The following is a 16,285-nucleotide window of genomic DNA, read 5'->3' on the forward strand; positions in this document are numbered from 1 at the left end:
ATCAGGAACATCATGCCGGGGTTCTTTGTCTTTACTTCATCTGCCAAACCCGTTAAAAAAGGCCAGCCGCCATATATAAATACCACCGATGATAATGCAAACAAAATGTAGGGAGACCCTGTGAACTGCCATTTAACACCCATAAAGTGTTGTATCATGGTTGATAACAGGATAATGGGAATAGTCAGCACCAATACTACAAAAAATCGCTTTTTAAAGTCGGCGATCATCATCGCATGATGGTCATGCTCCGACATTACCATGTGCGGATCATGACCACCATGTATTTTACTGTGATCCATGCCTGTCGGCATTTTGTTCATATCCATAGCCGTCAATTTACTAAATCACTTCCAGTACTTTTTTCTTTTTATGATATTCTTCTTTATATCATTGCAAAATACAGGTAATAAACCTTAATTTTATTTGATCATCAGAAGCTTAAAAAATGATTGTCGTCATAAAATTATAAGGGACAATAGGACTACAAATTCATTTTTGATCCATAATGGCTTCCGATAAAATATCATTTGTACGCTTTAAAGCATTTTCAAAGGTGTCTTTGATATTTCCTTTCCCGATCTGAAATAAAAAGCGCGCTTTTTTCAGTTCGCCCATGACTTGTTCGTTGGCCACTTCTGAAATGATCAATTTTGTTCCTTGCCTTTTCATTTCCTTATTTACTTCTCTTAATACCCGGATACCAGTGGCATCGATAACGGGCACATTCCTCATCCTGATAATCAATACTCTCGCAGGCTTTTCCAAAACTTTCATGGCATCCTTAAACTTATAAGCCGCGCCAAAAAATAAAGGACCATTGATCTCAAAAACATCAACTCCTTTAGGAATATCATCCGGGTCAAGTACCGCATCAGCCTGATCTGCCGAAAAAACAGCTTGCTGTACAGAACTAATTTGCATCATTTTTCGCATAAACAGGAAGCTCGCCATTATCATTCCTATTTCAATAGCTACCGTCAGGTCCACCAATACTGTCAGGGCAAAGGTGGTTATCAAAACTGCCGCATCACTTTTTGCCCCTTTAAATACATCGATAAAATTTTCTATTTCACTCATATTCCAGGCCACTACAATCAGTATCCCTGCAAGTGTTGCCATCGGGATGAGTGCGGCCCACTTGCCTACAAAAAGTAAAATAATGAGCAAGGTAATTGCATGAACAATACCGGCAATCGGTGTTCTTCCTCCGTTTTTTACATTTGTAGCAGTCCTTGCAATGGCCCCGGTTGCCGGTATTCCACCAAAGATGGAAGAACAGATATTGGCGAATCCCTGGGCAATCAGTTCAGTATTGGAGCGATGGTTTCCACCGATCATACCGTCTGCCACTACCGCGGATAATAACGATTCTATACTACCGAGCAGTGCAATCGTAAATGCCGGCCGGATCAGTTGCTGTAAAGTGGCGAAACTCACTCCGGGTATAACAGGCTTGGGTAGGGAAGTGGGAATAGCCCCAAATCGGCTGCCGATGGTTTCTACCGGAATTTTAAAAAAATAAACAGCCAGGGTGGTTAGGATAATGGCAATTAATGATTCTGGAATCTTATGAGTGATTTTGGGCCATAAAAAGACAATCAATAAGGTAAAACCGCCGATGCCCGCTGCATATAGATTTACAGCAGACAGGTGCCGGCCATACGCTATCCACTTGCTGATAAAATCAGCCGGGACGTTTCCCATATTCAAGCCCAAAAAGTCCTTTACTTCGGATGAAAAGATGATAACAGCAATCCCGGTGGTAAAGCCAATAATTAGGGGATAAGGAATATACTTGATGGCACTCCCTAATTTGGTTAGCCCCATAATGATCAGCAATATGCCCGCAATAAAAGTGGCGATAATCAAACCATTAATACCGAATTGCTGGACAATGCCATATACCACCACGATAAAAGCCCCGGTTGGCCCCCCGATCTGCACCCGGCTGCCTCCCAAAACCGATATAACCAAACCCGCAATGATGGCCGTAAAGATTCCCTTTTGGGGAGATACACCTGAAGCAATAGCAAATGCAATAGCTAACGGCAGCGCAACAATACCGACAATTATCCCGGCAATTATATCTTTAAAAAACTGATCCCGTTGATAATTTTTTAAAGTATCAATTAACTTTGGTTTAAACATGGTTTTTACTTTAACCTATCATTATTCCTATAACAGGGCATGAAACCACCCCGTCCTATTCCTTTATCCACATTTTCAATACCCTGCTATAGGAATTATTGACCAATTGGTAACCCGGAGGAACTTGTGTATCCGGGGCATGAAAGGTTACCAGCCTCGTTTCAGAAGGTTTTTCCTCCAGCATTTGGTAAACAAACCTGCTATACAAGTCATATAATTCAAACGAGGTCTTTACGGTATAATCTATACGGCTATCGGGCTCAATATTTTCATAAAAAGGATTGTAAAAATAAAAATGATCGTAATCTTTAAAGTCCAGTTCTGTCAGGTTACCGTGTATAAAATTCACATTGGACAATTCAATTTCCGCTTTGGCTATTTCGGCGAAAGTGTATAATTCTTCCCGCTGTTCAATTCCACAGAAAGATGTTTCGGGGTGAAAAAATCCTGCTGTAATACAGAATTTCCCTACACCGCTGCCAATATCCAAAACCCTTGTATTGGGAATAGACAAAAATTCACCTGCTTTTTTTGCTATATCCACGGGTGTCCAATGCATCTGGGACAACTCCTGGATATGTTCGGGGTACAGATCATCAAAAGCGTTGTCATGACGGAAAAGAGAGGAGTTTAATAGTTCATTAAGCATTCTGGTGTTTTTTATTTGGTTTGAAAATTTCTAAATCGCGAACGTGAAAATTGTACTGTTTCCATTTGGTCAGGTCTTGATCCACATTTTCATCAAGCCATTACAGGAAATATCTGCCAGTTTAAAACCGGGTGGAATTTCCTTTTCGAAACTATGAAAGGTAACCAGTCGGGTTCCTGAAGGCTTTTCATCCAGTGCCGCACAGAGATATTGATTATAGTAGGTATAAAGGCTTTCTGACAATTCTATAGTATCATCTATTTGATTTTCGGGGTCAATATTCTCGTAAAAAGAATTATAAAAGTAAAAATGATCGAACTCCTTAAAATTGATCTGGGTAATGTTGGCGTAAATAAAATTTACATTGGAAAGCTTTGTATACCCTTTGGCCTGTTCGGCCAGGTAAATTAATTCATGCCTTTGTTCAACACCGTAGAAAAAAGTTTCGGGAAAATGATGGCCCGCTGCCAAACAAAACTTGCCAATGCCGCTGCCAATGTCCAACACCCTCGCACCTGGTTCCGCCAGAAATTCAGCTGCTTTGCAGGCAATAGCCAGCGGTGTCCAATGTTTAAGGGACAGTAATTGAAAATTTTCCGGGTACAGCCAGTCAAACGCTGCATCATTGCTAAACAGGGCATCATTTAAATGGTCCCTTTTCTGTTTGATTGGGAGGCTCCTGTTGTAGTTATCAGGAACAGGCGGGAAATATGAAAATGGGTAAGCTTTCATGACTTGCAAATTTAGCCGTTGCAGGAAAGCGATTTACCGTAAGAAATCAATGCAGAAGCTGATATTTATCAGTTTTTAAAATTCGTACCTTTATATTATGAGTTTGTCTGGAATTTTCCCGATCGATCGATGGAATTTTACTACGCAATCGATCCTTAATATCCTTTCCGAAGAAGAATATGCAGATTTGGTTGCTAATCGAAGTGATCAGAAATATCTGAAAGGTGATGTTATTTTTCGGGAAGGTTCCGTACCCGCAGGTATTTTTTTAATAAGAAGCGGTAAAGTCAAAAAGTACAAGGTGGACAACTTGGCGAAAGAACAGATCATTTACGTGGCTAATCATGGAGAACTGATCGGTTATCATGCGGTTTTATCTGAAGAAAGATACCCAGACTCGGCGGCCGCTATAGAAGACAGTTTGATTAGTTTCATACCAAAAGAAGATTTTATCAGCATTTTACACCGCTCTCCTGCTTTTACACAGCGGCTATTAAAAGCTTTAAGCCATGAATTTACGGTATTGGCGAACAGTATATCCGTGATCGCGCAACGAACAGCGCCGGAACGGCTTGCTATTGCCTTGATCGTACTCCGGGAAAAATACAAAGAAGAAGGATCGGATGAAAAGGAAATTATTTTAAATATCTCCAGAATGGACCTTGCTGGTATGGCGGGGATAGCGCAGGAAAATGTGATTAGGCTATTAAAAGAATTTAAAACAGAGGGGATTTTAGAAACGGACGGCCGGAAGATATGGATCAAGGACATCAAGTTGCTGATCAAAAAATCAAATTACAGATAAAAATACTGCCTACTGCTCAGTTTAAGGTTCATCAGCATTCTTTACCGTGGCCTTCCCTCGCCTTGTTTATTGAAAATTTAATAAACAAATTTCAGCCTTTTCCGGTTGCCACTTACTTTGCCGATCTTATTTTCACGTTACCTGGTGGAAAAGAAAGGGATTCAGGTAGATAAAAAAATCAAAGCACTTTACCCTACTTAATAAAGATCATCTTTCTTTTATATGAAAATATATACATTTACTGGTAATTTACCTACCTCATGCACAAGTCGTTTTTGTTTAAGATTAATTTAACCGTTTTTTTATTTTTTGTTTGCTCAGGGTTAAAAGCCCAGGACAATCCAATAAAACAAGCATTTGAGTTTCCGACCAAGGAGATATACGACCTGCATGTAGACAAGCATGGCTTTTTATGGATTGCCAGCGATTTTGGTGTAGCCCGGTACGATGGTATTAACTGCGTTCATTTTAGCAGTCCGCGTCAAATTTCTTTAGGGTGTACCAATTTACTGGAAGACAATTACGGCCGCATCTGGTTCAATAATTTCAACGGACAGATCTTTTATATCGATCATGAAACCGTAACGCTGGCAGAAAGTTATGACTATAAAAATGAGCACAATTATCCCAGGATGATCCTGTTTCACGACCAGCTTTTAGCAACATCCGACAAAGGTCTTTTTGTGCTTAATACCCGAAATTTAACCGGAAAGTACATCAGCACGAACACCTATACATCAAGCCTTGCAGTATTAAAAGACCAGGTATTGGTTCATGGTGATCAAACCTGGTATTCGTATAAAACGGCAACCGGGCTGAAAAAGATAACTTATACAGGGGACGACCAAATTCTGGGCAATATTTACACGTTGGCCAATAACACTTATAAGGATACCGTGTACCTGATGGCTAACCCTTCGGGTATAATTAAAAAGTTGCTGGTGCAAAATGACACGGTCAAACAGTACCGACAATTCAAATTTAACAGTTTTATCAACACCCTTTCTATCACAGCCGATAACCAATGGATAAACACGACCGATTGCAGCTACTCGTTAAAAAATGGTGAAAAAATAAAAGGGTATAACTTATCTGCTATAGTCACTGATCTTGAAGGTAATAAATGGTTCAGCAGTTTGTATTATGGGCTGTTGCTGCAACACAAAAAAGATATAGCTAATAAAACAATAGTGCCAGCTTTAGATCATGACGACCTTGTAGTAAGTATTAAAAGTTATAAAGGCAAGTTATTGCTTGGCACTCAAAAGGGCTTCCTGATCCTTTATGATCCGGCTTCAAAAAATACAGGTTTTAAAATCAAGGTATCGCCTGCCACGGGGTCAATAAACCATATCACTGCTATTAATCAAGATGACTATATTGTAGCGTCTTCTCTTTCTACCTACAAGGTGAATATACCCACCAAAAAGGTTATAGAATTGGTTAACATTAAAACCGTAAAGCAGTTATGTTATGATAACAAAGCCATTTACATTGCATCAACCAGTGGCCTGTTTGTGCTGCCACATGAAAAATCTGACCGGTTAAATCAGCAGATCATGCGCGCATTTGGCCATGTGTTCAAATACAGCGCGGCCGATAATGATTTTTATCTGAGAATACGAAGCCGGGCAATTTCCTATTTTCCGGATCAGGCTTCCTTGTTTGTGGCCTTTAAAAACGGTTTATTCAAAATTGACAAGAACGGTATGAAGCCGTTCTTATTTAACAACGAGCAGGTTTACGCCGCCTCCTTAGCCTACACAGATCACCGACTTTATATCGGTACGATCAGCAACGGCATGTTGGTAGTCGAAAAAAACGGTGCCAATCATATCTCTGTTCAAAACGGGCTGTTTTCAAAGTCGATATTCAATATTAAACCGATCAATAAAAATTTATGGATAGTTGGATCAGGGCCATTACAGTTATTTAACACGCAAAAAATGGCGTTAGTTGACAACTACGAGTTTCCTGACCGTAGCGCATCTGAAGTGTTTGATCTTGACGGTGTGGGCCAAATGATTTATTTAGCTACATCATCAGGGCTGGATAATTTCCCTCTTGTAAAAAACTCAGTTGATAAGAAGCTGAAAAACTACCTGTTATACGTTAAGGTAAACAATAAAATAGCAACCGGAAATAGCAGCCACAAATTAGCCTACTCAGAAAACAATGTACTATTTAACATTGGCATACCAGCTTATTTAAAAGCCAAAGACATTTACATCAAATATTGCCTGGCAACAAAAACAGACAGTACCTGGTTAACAACCGAACCTGGAGAACGAACCATCCGCTTCTCGTCATTAATGCCCGGAACCTATACCTTAAAAGCCATTGCCGTTGACCCCCGTTTGGGAATGGCAGACACCATGCTTAATTATGATTTTACCATAGCCCAACCCTGGTGGGGCGGAATAGGCTTTAAAATAATTTTAGGTTTGGTATTATTGCTCCTCATTTTATACGGTTACCTAACCATGCTGCTTAAAAGATTAGCCTTAAAAAAAACATTTGATATACAACAGCAATTGATTTTGGCCGAAAGACAAAGAATAAGCGCCGAAATGCATGACGATATCGGATCAGGCGTATTTGCTATTCAGTCGTTGGCTGATACCGCCAGCAAAAACGAAAATGCGGGCCCGGAGATAGGCCAGATCAAAAACATGGTAAATGATCTGTCTGTAAAAATACGAGAGGTTATCTGGAGCACCAATGTAGGTAATGACAACCTGGAAAACTTACTTTATTACACTTATTTCCAGATTAATAAACTATTTGAACACTCTGAGATCGATCTCGTATCCGAATTACCCGATGACATTATTGATCTGAAAATTACCGGGCAGAGCCGCAGAAATATATATCTGTTAGTTAAAGAATTGGTGCATAACGCCATTAAGCACTCAAAAGCAACGACGATCGAATTAAAAATGTTCACCGACGAGCAAATGCTGTATATCTCCATTGCTGATAACGGCGTAGGGATAAATCCAACTCATGCCCGGCCAGGCGGTATGGGGCTTGGAAATATTAAATCCAGAGTCGAAAAATTAAATGGTCAACTTTCGATAGCAAATAACGAAGGCGCCCATATCAGTATTAAGCTACCGCTTAGCGCGCTGAAGGTCATTGAATTTGACAAAAAGCTCAACAAATGGCAGTTGTTTATGACCAGTCTCTTAAAAACCCCATCAGATCCACCACAGGACAAATAAGGTGATTGCGTTGCTTATCCGATCAGCAGGCAAAGCACTACCCACAAAATACCCTTATTAACCTTATGCAAATAAGCGACGACCGAACGGTTCGCCTTAACGATATGGGACCTCCGGTGTAATCTTTTGGTTTTTAAGGTAAAACAGTAAACCCAAGCTTTTTTCCAGTATAATCACCCACGATTTTAAATAAATAAATATCGAAATAAATACTAAAAAGTTCAGATGTTCATCTATTGAATACCTTGTATATCGGTGAATTATGCCATAATTCGTGAGTAGCTTTCGAGGTATTGATTTTACTCACCGAATAACTCACGATTATTATGAAATTTGTCGTTTTTTTGATTTTCGGTTAAACAAAAAAGCCTGTAAATCAATTATTTACAGGCTTTTTTGTTTTTTGATATGCTTATCAGCGGTGAGGGAGGGATTCGAACCCTCGGTACAGTTTCCCGTACGTCAGTTTAGCAAACTGATCCTTTCGGCCTCTCAGGCACCTCACCAATGTTATTTCAATAAACCCCTTTTTCAGGGACTGCAAATATAGCAATTAGGCTAAGCCATCAAAAAAAAATTAGTGAATAGTTGATTAAGTTGAATGGTTGATTTTGTTTAACTTATAAACAACTGGCTGTCAGTATAATAATTTTCAGATCGGTAACTCAATCAGCCACTCTCCTGTTCAACCCAAATTAACCATCACACTAATAATCTATCCGTACGTGGTATATACTCATCAACATTCTTTTAAATATTTCTTTAATGGTTTCAATATCCTTTAAAGTTATATTACTGTCTTTCAGCTGATTTTGATCTAGTTTATATTTTACAATCCTATCTACCAGGTTGCTTATTGATTTTTCATCCGGCTCTTTTAATGAGCGGGAAGCCGCTTCTACAGAGTCGGCAAGCATTAAAACCCCTGCTTCTTTTGAGAAAGGAATGGGTCCCGGATACCTGAAAGTGTTCTCGTTAATGATTTTTTCGGGGAAATTTTTTAGAAATGATTGGTAAAAATAATCTACCCGTGTATTACCATGGTGAGTACGTATAAAGTCTATTACAATTTCGGGGATATTAGCCTTCTGCGCCATTTCAATACCCCTGTATACATGCCTGATAATTATCTGGGCACTTTCTTCGTAAGGCAATTTATCATGCGGGTTAAAACCAGAGCTTTGGTTCTCCACAAAAAACAATGGATTTTCCATTTTACCAATATCATGGTATAAGGCTCCTGCCCTAACCAGCAAAGCATTACCACCAATGGTATAAATGGCGTTCTCGGCCAAATTAGCTACCTGTAATGAATGTTGGAAAGTTCCCGGTGCCGTGAATGCCATTTCACGCAATAATGGCGCGTTGGTATTGGTTAACTCTATAAGGGTTATATCTGATGTTATGGCAAATATCTTCTCGAACAAATAAATAAGCGGATAAGCCAGTAGCGTTAACAGCACACTTACCACAAACGGAATAAAACCAATCCAATCCAGACTAACCAGGCTGCCTTCGCGTATTAATGATATACCCAAAAACGCTACAAAATATGCAAAGGTGATGATCACCGCCGAAATAAGGAACTGTTCGCGCCTGATCAGGTTTTTAATACTGTAAATAGATACCATGCCTGCCGTAATTTCAAAATAGGCAAACTCAAAGCTGTTAGGAACAAAGAAGCCGGCTATTAAAACTACCAGTAAATGAATATTTAACGCCAAACGGGTATCAAATAAAATACGGATAATAATAGGCACTATACAGTAAGGTATATAATACAAGTTAGGCAGCTGCATTTTTATAGCCATTGATAAAGTGAATAACATGGCCGTTATTACCAGCAATATTAAACTCACCAACCGGTTATCATCATAAATATCTCTGCGGAACAGGTATAGAAATATCATTAGCAACGCAATGGTTATAGAAACCAGCAGAAACTGCCCCATTAACACCAGTTTGGGGTTACCATTTATCCGTGCATTATCTTCGAAAGCTTTTTTGTACGATTCAAGCTTTTGGTACGCCTCGTCATTAACTACTGATCCTTTGGCTATTATAATATCGCCTTTTTGCACCATACCATGTGTTAATGATATACCTTCAAGTACTTCTGCTTCAAGCCGCGCGGTTAGCTTATCGTCATATACTATGTTGCTTTGAATACGATTTTGCAGCAGATCGAGCAAAAAGGCTTTATCCAGATCGGTACGCTGGCTTAATAATTGGCTACAGTAAGCTAACGCTTGTTCTTTGGTATATAGTTCGGTAGTGTTTTTATCAGTTGCTATGTTTTTTTCCAATATGGTTATTGGGTAGCCTTGCCTGCCTTGCTGGTATTTAGGATTCAGGACTAAAACACCTCTACTGTAGATTTCTTTTAACAGGTTATTACCCGCCGCAATATATTTTTCTTTTTGCTTATCGTTTATACCCGAGTTGTGCCATTTAATTTCCAGGTCATTCCTAAAACCCTCTAATAGTTGCTGTGCTACGCCGATATTTAGCTGGTATATGGGTGTGATGCTTGCAAGTGCATTCTTTTTGTCGTTTTGAATATCCTGGGCTGTTTTCAGGATAGCGAAATTGTAGGGTGATATCAGATCTTTTTGATTCCAGATCCTGCCTTCTTGTATTTCATAGCTAAATTTGGCCTGCTTGGGCAGCGCGTAAACAATTAAACAAATACTCCCCACCATCATTAAAAACTTAAGGTTACGGGCGTATTTACGTAGTAATGCCTTTTGACGTGAGGATGAAAGTGTTGCCATTTATTTAGTTAAGCGCCCAAAAATAATATAAATTATGCTATATGTTTTTTTTATTGCTTGGTTTGGTTACATATGTTCCAAAATTACTATGCAAGCATAGTAATTTTTAAAATAAAATAGATAAATTTGCACTATTAAAATCAAACCGATGAAAGAAGTAGTTATTGTAGCAGCCACCCGTACGCCTATTGGCAGTTTCGGCGGAAGTTTAGCATCATTTACAGCTACACAGCTGGGAAGTATGGTTATTAAATCGGCGGTTGAAAAATCAGGGTTAAAGCCTGAGCATATACAGGAAGTTTTTATGGGCAATGTACTGTCAGCCAATTTAGGTCAGGCTCCGGCAACACAAGCGGCTATATTTGGCGGCTTACCTTACTTGCCGGCCACTACAGTTAATAAAGTTTGCGCATCAGGCATGAAAGCTATCATGCTTGCGGCACAAAGCATTGCCTCGGGCAATAATGATATTGTATTGGCAGGTGGTATGGAGAGCATGAGCAATGCACCTTATTATTTGGCAAAGGCCCGTACGGGTTATAAACTGGGGAATGACCTGCTTATTGATGGCCTGGTTAAAGACGGCCTTTGGGATGTTTATAACGATTACCACATGGGCTCTGCAGCAGAACTATGCGCTACCGAATGTAATATTAGCCGTGAAGATCAGGACACTTATGCAGTAGAATCATATAACAGAACTTTAAAGGCCCAGGGTGACGGTAAATTTGTTGCTGAAATTACCCCCGTTGAATTAAAAAATAAAAAAGGAGAAGCTACTTTATTCAGCGATGATGAAGAGCCTGCAACTGTAAAGTTTGATAAGATCCCCACATTAAAACCGGTATTTAAAAAAGACGGCACCGTTACCGCGGCAAATGCATCAAGCCTAAATGATGGCGCGGCGGCAGTAATACTAATGAGTAAAGAAAAAGCAAACGAGTTAGGCATAAAGCCAATAGCCAAAATTATTGCTCATGCGGATGCGCAACAAGCGCCCGAATGGTTTACTACAGCACCATCAAAAGCCATTCCTTTAGCACTGCATAGAGCCGGTTTAACATGCGACGATATTGATTATTATGAGATCAATGAAGCGTTCTCTGTGGTATCAATTGCCAATAACCAGGCCTTAAAATTAAATCCTGCGCGGGTAAATGTTAACGGCGGCGCGGTTTCACTGGGCCATCCGTTGGGTGCTTCGGGCGCCCGTATCATTGTTACATTGTTAAATGTATTGCAACAAAACAATGGCAAATATGGGGTTGCCGGTATTTGTAATGGCGGCGGCGGCGCAAGTGCAATTGTTATTGAAAATTTACGTTAGGATAAATCACTATATTTACGGGTATAAGTGGCATTAAATATTTTAGCGTGATTAGAAACTTTCTTGTAATTATAGCATTGGTGCTGTTGTGCAACCACAGCTTTGCACAGCATACTGATGATGGCGGACGCATAAGGCAATTAAATATGTATCAGGACAGCCTGAAACATCTTGGCTATACATTTATTAATAATGATAATGATATCAACCGGAAGAACGCCAACTATACTTTTATAAAAACACTGGTAAGTACCCTGCAAATACCCAATTCATTTGCTTTTCCGTTTGATTCTGTAAAAACTATCTCCATAACAAAATCGCCTGATAATACGTTCCGGATATTTAGCTGGCATGTTGCCAATGATGACGGCAGCTATCGTTTTTATGGTGCTATTCAACTTAACACAAGCGGCGCCTTAAAGCTATACCCATTGGGCGACTACTCGCCTCTTATAAAAAACCCCGAAGATTCTTTAACAGATAATAATAAATGGTACGGTGCACAATACTATACCATTGTACCTGTGCAAACTGCCGCTACCCCCTATTATGTTTTATTAGGCTGGAAAGGCAATACGGTAAAATCAACCAAAAAGGTTATAGATATACTTTCTTTCCAAAACGGCAAGCCGGTCTTTGGTTTACCTGTTTTTGATGGCAATGGCAAAAAACGTAAAAGAGTAGTATTTGAATATGCGCGCCAGGCATCTATGTTATTAAAGTACATACCATCGCAACATTTAATTGTATTTGATAATCTGGCTCCGCCGGATAAAAAGCTAAAAGACAAACCCGAAACTTATGGCCCGGATCTAACTTATAATGGCTATCGTTTAAAAGATGGCCGATGGGAGTTTGTTGATAATATAGATATGCGTAATGTACCGGATGAACACGATGTTACATACATAGACCCCAAAAGCGGTGTACAAAGCAAACCTGTAACAACTGCTAAAAAAGTAGTTAAAAATTAACATATCTTTATAGAGGTTCAACTAATATCTGAGCATAAATTTCATTACCGGAATAATACTTTTTTTTTAGAAAAAACTTAAACAAAATATATGGTTAACGATACCTTAGTGGCAGATCAAGTTAAACGTAAATCCCGGTTCCCCAGAAGTGTTCCCTACATTATAGGCAACGAAGCTGCAGAGCGTTTTAGTTTTTATGGTATGCGTTCCATACTTACACTTTTTTTGGTAAAGCAATTTTTTAACCCCACGGGCAGCGCTGCATTGTCACAACAAGCTGACGCACATGCCAACAAGTTAAACCATTTATTTGTGATGGTAGCTTACGCACTGCCTTTTGTAGGAGGGATGGTTGCCGACTGGTTTACTGGTAAGTATAAGCTAATTTTATATATATCCATGGTTTACTGCCTCGGGCATCTATTACTATCAATGTTTGACAGTAGCCTTGGTGGCTTCGAAATTGGGATGTTGGTAGTTGCCATCGGCGCGGGCGGCATCAAATCATGCGTATCTGCCAACGTGGGAGACCAGTTTGACAGCAGTAACCAGGACCTGCTTTCAAAAGTTTATGGTTGGTTTTATTTCAGCATCAATGCTGGCTCAATGTTATCTACTATCATTATTCCACTTACTTATACACTATATGGCCCGAAATGGGCTTTTGGTATTCCGGGAATACTAATGGCGCTTGCCACTGTAATATTCTTTTCGGGTCGCAAAAAATATGTAAAAGTTCCTCCTCAAGGTATTAATCGTAATAACCTCGTATTTATTACCTGGTATTCTTTAACTCACCTTAGCCAAAAAAAACCAGGACAATCGGTATTGGATGTTGCAAAGAGCGAGTACGATCCGGAACGCGTTGAAGGTATTAAAGCTGTTTACCGTGTAATGACAGTGTTTTTTTTCGCTTTGGCATTTTGGGCTGTTTGGGATCAATGCCTTTCAGAATGGACACTGTATGCAGCCAGATCAGATCGCAATATCAACCTTGGCTTTACTTCATTCGTTATTGAGCCAGGTTCAGTATCAACATTTAATACTATCTTTCTGATGATATTCATAGTCCTATTTAATTATGGACTTTATCCGTTTTTTGATAAAATTGGCTTAAAAACTACTCCGTTGCGCAGGCTTGGTACAGGTTTAATTTTAACCGCTGTGTCGTTTGTGGTAATCGCTTTCACCCACAACAGCATCGAACATGGCGGCACACCGTCAATTTGGTGGCAGGTACTGGCATTTATGATACTCTCGGCCGCGGAAGTTTTGGTATCAATTACCGGTTTAGAATATGCTTATACGCATTCACCGAAATCAATGAAGAGCACCATGACCGGTATCTGGTTTCTGGTAGTATCGTTTGGCAATCTTATTACTGCGCTTGTTAACGGCTTTATTGAAAATGGTGGCTGGTGGGCGAAAAACCTAAAAGGCGCTAATTACGAATGGTTCTTTGTAGCGTTTATTAGTGTATTTATTTTAGTGTTTTTATTAGTTTCGCCACGGATGAAAGAACGCAACTACATTACAGACCCGGTAATTGATAACCAGGTGATTGCCGACACCAACAATTTATAAAAGATATGACCGTTATAAAAGCCGGAATTAATTTTGAGTTTCCTGCTTTTTATGTTTTTTATCCGTTTTTAATTCCGTTATTTTACTCAACTGTTTACCCTAAAACCCCAATTTTTCTAAGTGCCTGATAGCATAGTTATTATACCCACCTACAATGAAAAGGAAAATATTGAGCGGATGATCCGCAAGGTATTTTCTTTGCCCTTTAATTTTCATGTCCTTATTATTGACGATGGATCTCCAGACGGCACACAAATAATTGTTAAGAATTTGCAAACCACCTATCCTGATACTTTATTTTTAGAAGAACGTGCAGGTAAACAGGGTTTAGGCACTGCTTACATACATGGTTTTAAATGGGCCATTGAACACCAATATGATTATATTTTTGAAATGGATGCCGATTTTTCGCACAATCCTGATGATTTGATCAAACTAAGAACTGCCTGTGATGAAGGTGCCGATGTAGCTGTGGGCTCGCGGTATATTAAAGGGGTAAATGTGGTTAACTGGCCCATGAGCCGGGTGCTGATGAGTTATTTTGCATCGGTATATGTGCGCTTTATTACAAGTGTTGATATCCAGGATTTTACCGCCGGATTTATGTGTTATAAACGCAAGGTTTTAGAAACTGTAGAGCTTAATAAAATAAAGTTTGTCGGGTATGCCTTCCAGATAGAGATGAAATATACTGCCGTAAAACATGGTTTTAAGGTAGCCGAGGTACCTATCATATTTACTGACCGCACGGCCGGAACTTCAAAAATGTCAAAAGGCATATTTAAAGAAGCTGTTTTGGGGGTTATCCGTATGCGCATAAATAGTTTTTTTAGACGGTATCCCGAGGGTTAATGATTAGTTAATCAGCGATTAGAGGTTAAAGATTAAAAATTAGGCTTGTTTAATCGCTGCAATAAAAACTAATCTCTAATCTTTAACCTCCAATCTTTCAAAAATCTTATTTTTGACCTAATGAATGAAAATCTTGATCCTGATGGTGAACGCCTATCCCCTGCCGAACGCGATATTGAAAAAGTTTTACGTCCGCAGGCATTTGAGGATTTTACCGGTCAGCATAAAATATTAGCTAATTTAAGAGTATTTGTACAAGCGGCCCGTCAGCGTGGCGAAGCGCTGGATCATGTGCTATTGCATGGCCCTCCCGGGTTAGGCAAAACTACGCTGTCTTATATCATTGCTAATGAAATGGGGGTTGGCATCAAGATAACATCCGGCCCTGTTTTAGATAAACCCGGCGACCTTGCAGGTTTGCTAACTAACCTGGAAACAGGCGATATTTTATTTATTGACGAGATACACCGTTTAAGTCCGCTGGTTGAAGAGTACTTATACTCTGCAATGGAGGACTTTAAAATAGATATAATGCTGGAGAGCGGCCCTAATGCCCGCTCTGTACAAATATCACTTAACCCTTTTACACTGGTTGGTGCTACCACACGCTCGGGCTTGCTTACCGCGCCTTTGCGTGCGCGTTTTGGCATAAATTCAAGGTTGGAATATTATGATGCCAAGCTGCTGACAACCATAGTATTGCGGTCTGCAACCATATTAAAAACACCCATAAGTGACGAAGGCGCTTACGAAATTGCCCGCAGGAGCCGTGGCACACCACGTATTGCAAATGCTTTATTGCGCCGCACGCGCGATTTTGCCCAAATTAAAGGCGATGGAAATATTGATACCACAATTGCCAAATATGCGTTGAATGCTTTAAATGTTGATGAGCATGGCCTGGACGAAATGGACAATAAAATTTTAACAACTATTATAGATAAGTTTAAGGGTGGCCCGGTAGGTTTAAAAACCATAGCTACCGCCGTGGGCGAAGATGAAGGCACCATTGAAGAAGTTTATGAACCCTTTTTAATACAGGAAGGTTTTTTAATGCGCACCGCCCGCGGACGAGAGGCAACAGAAAGCGCCTATAAACATTTAGGCAAATTAAAAACCGGGGGTAATCCTTCATTGTTTTAACCCTTATTAATGAAAAAAATACTTCTTTTTGCTTTGCTGATTACATCGGTACAAGCATTTGCACAACAGG

Annotated in this window: 11 protein-coding genes, 1 tRNA gene and 1 pseudogene; 7 read left to right on the forward strand and 6 right to left on the reverse strand. The window is 39.6% G+C overall.

Going from position 1 to position 16,285, the window contains the following annotated elements; translation table 11 throughout:
• From JWP71_RS08585 to JWP71_RS08600, 4 genes and pseudogenes are all read right to left on the reverse strand, one after another.
• Positions 1-329: pseudogene (locus tag JWP71_RS08585) on the reverse strand (heavy metal translocating P-type ATPase); the annotation flags it as partial.
• A 163-nt stretch (positions 330-492) separates the two neighbouring features.
• Entirely contained in the window at positions 493-2,151 is a 1,659-nt protein-coding gene (locus tag JWP71_RS08590; protein ID WP_299498642.1) for a SulP family inorganic anion transporter, read from the reverse strand.
• 55 nt (positions 2,152-2,206) lie between these two features.
• Positions 2,207-2,800 (reverse strand): class I SAM-dependent methyltransferase, encoded by a 594-nt coding sequence (locus JWP71_RS08595; RefSeq protein ID WP_299498644.1) that lies wholly within the window; start codon positions 2,798-2,800, stop codon positions 2,207-2,209.
• Positions 2,801-2,869: 69 nt separating this feature from the next.
• Entirely contained in the window at positions 2,870-3,532 is a 663-nt protein-coding gene (locus tag JWP71_RS08600) for a class I SAM-dependent methyltransferase (RefSeq protein ID WP_299498646.1), read from the reverse strand.
• A 97-nt stretch (positions 3,533-3,629) separates the two neighbouring features.
• Between JWP71_RS08600 and JWP71_RS08605 the strand changes: the two genes are divergently transcribed.
• Both JWP71_RS08605 and JWP71_RS08610 read left to right on the forward strand, forming a co-directional pair.
• Positions 3,630-4,337 (forward strand): Crp/Fnr family transcriptional regulator, encoded by a 708-nt coding sequence (locus tag JWP71_RS08605; protein WP_299498648.1) that lies wholly within the window; start codon positions 3,630-3,632, stop codon positions 4,335-4,337.
• 260 nt (positions 4,338-4,597) lie between these two features.
• The gene (locus JWP71_RS08610) at positions 4,598-7,561 is read left to right on the forward strand and encodes an ATP-binding protein (protein ID WP_299498650.1); all 2,964 of its coding nucleotides are present in this window, start codon (positions 4,598-4,600) and stop codon (positions 7,559-7,561) included.
• Between the two features lie 419 nt (positions 7,562-7,980).
• Here the strand turns inward: JWP71_RS08610 and JWP71_RS08615 are convergent.
• A tRNA-Ser gene (locus tag JWP71_RS08615) sits at positions 7,981-8,067 on the reverse strand.
• 201 nt (positions 8,068-8,268) lie between these two features.
• Positions 8,269-10,335 (reverse strand): HDIG domain-containing metalloprotein, encoded by a 2,067-nt coding sequence (locus tag JWP71_RS08620; protein ID WP_299498652.1) that lies wholly within the window; start codon positions 10,333-10,335, stop codon positions 8,269-8,271.
• A gap of 148 nt (positions 10,336-10,483) precedes the next feature.
• Between JWP71_RS08620 and JWP71_RS08625 the strand changes: the two genes are divergently transcribed.
• The 5 genes from JWP71_RS08625 (at position 10,484) to ruvB (ending at position 16,215) form a co-directional block, all read left to right on the forward strand.
• Complete coding sequence (locus tag JWP71_RS08625) at positions 10,484-11,662, forward strand: acetyl-CoA C-acyltransferase (RefSeq protein ID WP_299498654.1); 1,179 nt, start codon at positions 10,484-10,486, stop codon at positions 11,660-11,662.
• Positions 11,663-11,709: 47 nt separating this feature from the next.
• The gene (locus JWP71_RS08630) at positions 11,710-12,636 is read left to right on the forward strand and encodes a hypothetical protein (RefSeq protein WP_299498656.1); all 927 of its coding nucleotides are present in this window, start codon (positions 11,710-11,712) and stop codon (positions 12,634-12,636) included.
• Between the two features lie 90 nt (positions 12,637-12,726).
• Positions 12,727-14,220, forward strand: coding sequence for an MFS transporter (locus JWP71_RS08635; RefSeq protein ID WP_299498658.1), 1,494 nt, complete (start codon positions 12,727-12,729; stop codon positions 14,218-14,220).
• 120 nt (positions 14,221-14,340) lie between these two features.
• Positions 14,341-15,072 carry a polyprenol monophosphomannose synthase gene (locus JWP71_RS08640; protein ID WP_299498661.1) on the forward strand — a complete coding sequence of 244 codons (732 nt, stop codon included), beginning with the start codon at positions 14,341-14,343 and terminating at the stop codon, positions 15,070-15,072.
• Between the two features lie 120 nt (positions 15,073-15,192).
• A complete protein-coding gene (ruvB, locus tag JWP71_RS08645; RefSeq protein ID WP_299498664.1) occupies positions 15,193-16,215 on the forward strand; it encodes a Holliday junction branch migration DNA helicase RuvB in 1,023 nt (340 codons plus the stop codon).
• Positions 16,216-16,285: the final 70 nt, after the last annotated feature.

The sequence above is a fragment of the Mucilaginibacter sp. genome, from assembly GCF_028287845.1.
GTDB lineage: Bacteria > Bacteroidota > Bacteroidia > Sphingobacteriales > Sphingobacteriaceae > Mucilaginibacter.

What these genes read in the sequence shown, in the direction of transcription:
- JWP71_RS08620 (WP_299498652.1), bottom strand. Translation starts at nt 10,335, where the DNA reads ATGGCAACACTTTCATCCTCACGTCAAAAGGCATTACTACGTAAATAC.
- JWP71_RS08595 (WP_299498644.1), bottom strand. Translation starts at nt 2,800, where the DNA reads ATGCTTAATGAACTATTAAACTCCTCTCTTTTCCGTCATGACAACGCT.
- JWP71_RS08635 (WP_299498658.1), top strand. Translation starts at nt 12,727, where the DNA reads ATGGTTAACGATACCTTAGTGGCAGATCAAGTTAAACGTAAATCCCGG.
- JWP71_RS08600 (WP_299498646.1), bottom strand. Translation starts at nt 3,532, where the DNA reads ATGAAAGCTTACCCATTTTCATATTTCCCGCCTGTTCCTGATAACTAC.
- JWP71_RS08605 (WP_299498648.1), top strand. Translation starts at nt 3,630, where the DNA reads ATGAGTTTGTCTGGAATTTTCCCGATCGATCGATGGAATTTTACTACG.
- JWP71_RS08610 (WP_299498650.1), top strand. Translation starts at nt 4,598, where the DNA reads ATGCACAAGTCGTTTTTGTTTAAGATTAATTTAACCGTTTTTTTATTT.
- JWP71_RS08590 (WP_299498642.1), bottom strand. Translation starts at nt 2,151, where the DNA reads ATGTTTAAACCAAAGTTAATTGATACTTTAAAAAATTATCAACGGGAT.
- JWP71_RS08625 (WP_299498654.1), top strand. Translation starts at nt 10,484, where the DNA reads ATGAAAGAAGTAGTTATTGTAGCAGCCACCCGTACGCCTATTGGCAGT.
- ruvB (WP_299498664.1), top strand. Translation starts at nt 15,193, where the DNA reads ATGAATGAAAATCTTGATCCTGATGGTGAACGCCTATCCCCTGCCGAA.